The sequence below is a fragment of the Adlercreutzia sp. DFI.6.23 genome (assembly GCF_024462535.1).
In the GTDB taxonomy this organism is placed as follows: Bacteria; Actinomycetota; Coriobacteriia; order Coriobacteriales; family Eggerthellaceae; genus Adlercreutzia; species Adlercreutzia rubneri.
The window spans coordinates 1-422 of sequence record NZ_JANGBP010000136.1 but is presented as its reverse complement, the minus strand read 5'-3'; the positions used below and the strand labels follow the sequence as shown (position 1 = coordinate 422).

Below are 422 nucleotides of genomic sequence, written 5' to 3'. Positions count from 1 at the left end.
GGCGTGCGCGCTCCCGTCATCGACGGCGTGGAGGGGCTCACGGTGTGGTGCTGGCCCGAATCGCTGTGGGCGCCCATCTCGTTCACCATTACGATCAACGACGAGCAGGGGATGCCGCGTACGAGCTGGCGCGACTTCTGGTGCTCCGACGACGCTCGGGTCTACCAGTTCATCGGCCAGGACAACCTGTACTTTTACGGCGTGGCCCAGCCGGCGCTGAGGGAGGCTCTGCGCCCCGGCGGCCTGTTCGCCGAGGGCCCCGACTCCCAGATGCGCCAGACCACGCTCGTGGCGAACCACCATATGCTCTTCGGGAAAAAGAAGGCCTCCTCGTCGGGCGCGGTGAAGCCGCCCACGGGCGATGAGCTGCTGGAGCACTACACGCCCGAGCAGCTGCGCGCCCACTTCCTGGCGCTCGGGCT

General features: G+C 68.0%; 1 protein-coding gene. It reads left to right on the top strand.

Annotated elements, in window-relative coordinates; all coding sequences use genetic code 11:
- Positions 1–422, top strand: a 422-nt coding sequence (locus NE591_RS12685) for a class I tRNA ligase family protein (protein ID WP_256156792.1), incomplete at both ends; no start/stop codon positions are given.